At 60.8% G+C, this 2210-nt stretch carries 1 protein-coding gene; it reads right to left on the minus strand.

Annotation, left to right across the window (positions count from 1 at the left end; genetic code table 11):
* The coding region (locus tag D6C13_RS25195) for an Ig-like domain-containing protein (RefSeq protein WP_244212810.1) at positions 1-2193 on the minus strand (2193 nt) is incomplete at its 3' end.
* Between the last annotated feature and the right edge of the window lie 17 nt (positions 2194-2210).

Here is a 2210-nt window from a genome sequence, read left to right on the forward strand (position 1 = left end):
CGGAGCCACGTCAACATTCTGCTCACCGGAATCATCCACCACGTCGGTGATAACCGGCGTCACTGGTGCGACGGTGTTGACGGTGAAGTCATACGCGTTAGACGGAGCACTTTCGTTACCGGCCGCGTCGGTCTCGGTCACGGTGATGTCGTACTGACCATCAGCCAGCGCATCCGGGGTGAACGTCCAGGTGCCATCGGCGCCGACCACGGCAGAGCCGAGTACCTCGTCGCCGTTGTAGACGGTGATGATGTCGCCTTCAGCTTCACCGGTACCCTGGATCTGCGGGGTGGTGTCGTTGGTGGAGCCGTTCGGAGCCACGTCAACATTCTGCTCACCGGAATCATCCACCACGTCGGTGATAACCGGCGTCACTGGTGCGACGGTGTCGATGGTGAAGTCATAGGCGTTAGACGGATCACTGACGTTACCGGCCGCATCGGTCTCGGTCACGGTGATGTCGTACTTGCCGTCGGCCAGGGCGTCAGGGGTGAACGTCCAGGTGCCGTCGGCGCCGACCATTGCAGAGCCGAGCACTTCGCTGCCGTTGTAGACGGTGATGATATCGCCTTCAGCTTCACCGGTACCCTGGATTTGCGGGGTGGTGTCGTTGGTGGAGCCGTTCTGGGCCACGTCAACAGGCTGCCCGGCAGAATCATCCACCACGTCGGTGATAACCGGCGCCACTGGTGCAACGGTGTCGACGGTGAAGTCATAGGCGTTAGACGCTTCACTGACGTTACCGGCCGCATCGGTCTCGGTGACGGTGATGTCGTACTGACCATCAGCCAGCGCATCCGGGGTGAACGTCCAGGTGCCATCGGCGCCGACTACTGCAGAGCCAATAGCGGAACCGTTGTTGTAGACGGTGATGATATCGCCTTCAGCGTCACCGGTACCCTGGATTTGCGGGGTGGTGTCACTGGTGGAGCCGTTCTGGGCCACGTCAACATTCTGCTCACCGGAATCATCCACCACGTCGGTGATAACCGGCGCCACTGGTGCGACGGTGTTGACGGTGAAGTCATACGCGTTAGACGGAGCACTTTCGTTACCGGCCGCGTCAGTCTCGGTCACGGTGATGTCGTACAGACCATCCGCCAGCGCGTCCGGGGTGAACGTCCAGCTGCCATCGGCGCCGACCACGGCAGAGCCGAGTACTTCGTCGCCGTTGTAGACGGTGATGATGTCGCCTTCAGCGTTACCGGTACCCTGAATTTGCGGGGTGGTGTCGTTGGTGGAGCCGTTCGGGGCCACGTCTACCGGCTGCGCGGAAGAGTCATCTACCACGTCGGTGATAACCGGCGCCGCTGGTGCAACGGTGTCGACGGTGAAGTCATACGCGTTAGACGGGACACTTTCGTTACCGGCCGCATCGGTCTCGGTGACGGTAATGTCGTACTGACCATCAGCCAGCGCGTCCGGCGTGAACGTCCAGCTGCCATCGGCGCCGACCACTGCAGAGCCGAGTACCTCGCTGCCGTTGTAGACGGTGATGATGTCGCCTTCGGCGTTACCGGTACCCTGGATCTGCGGGGTAGTGTCGTTGGTGAAGCCGTTCTGGGCCACGTCAACAGGCTGCTCGGAAGAATCATCCACCACGTCGGTGATAACCGGCGCCGCTGGTGCAACGGTGTCGATGGTGAAGTCATAGGCCGCAGACGGGTCACTGACGTTACCGGCCGCATCGGTCTCGGTCACGGTAATGTCGTACAGACCATCAGCCAGCGCGTCAGGGGTAAACGTCCAGCTGCCATCGGCGCCGACCACGGCAGAACCGAGTACGTGGCTGCCGTTGTAGACAGTAATCACGTCGCCTTCGGCGTTACCGGTACCCTGGATTTGCGGAGTGTTATCGTTAGTGGCGCCGTTCGGGGCCACGTCAACATTCTGCTCACCGGAATCATCCACCACGTCGGTGATAACCGGCGCCTCTGGTGCAACGGTGTTGATGGTGAAGTCATAGGCGTTAGACGGGTCACTGACGTTACCGGCCGCATCGGTCTCGGTCACGGTAATGTCGTAAGTCCCGTCTGCCAGCGCGTCCGGGGTGAACGTCCAGCTGCCATCCGCGCCGACTACTGCGGAGCCAAGTACTTCGTCGCCGTTGTAGACAGTGATGATATCGCCATTAGCTTCACCGGTACCCTGGATTTGCGGGGTGGAGTCATTGGTGGAGCCGTTCTGAGCCACGTCAATATTCTGCGTAC

The sequence above is a fragment of the Rahnella woolbedingensis genome (assembly GCF_003602095.1).
Classification (GTDB): domain Bacteria; phylum Pseudomonadota; class Gammaproteobacteria; order Enterobacterales; family Enterobacteriaceae; genus Rahnella; species Rahnella woolbedingensis.